At 64.5% G+C, this 220-nt stretch carries 1 protein-coding gene; it reads left to right on the plus strand.

Annotated features, from left to right (window positions below; all coding sequences use genetic code 11):
• On the plus strand, positions 1-220 hold a 220-nt coding region (locus QJT78_RS52805; RefSeq protein WP_281461015.1), incomplete at both ends, for a transposase.

Here is a 220-nt window from a genome sequence, read left to right on the forward strand (position 1 = left end):
CCTGGTCGATATGCTCCGCGCTCGCATGTTCGCGATCTGCTGCGGCTACGAGGACGCCGACGACCTCGATCATCTGAGGTCCGATCCGGCATTCAAACTGGCCTGCGGACGCCTACCGGACACGGGCCGGGATTTGTGTTCCCAGCCGACGCTGTCGCGGCTGGAGAATGCTCCGCGCCTGCGCGACGTGATCCGGCTGACCTACACTTTGGTCGACGCA

The sequence above is a fragment of the Bradyrhizobium sp. Mp27 genome (assembly GCF_029953005.1).
In the GTDB taxonomy this organism is placed as follows: domain Bacteria; phylum Pseudomonadota; class Alphaproteobacteria; order Rhizobiales; family Xanthobacteraceae; genus Bradyrhizobium; species Bradyrhizobium barranii.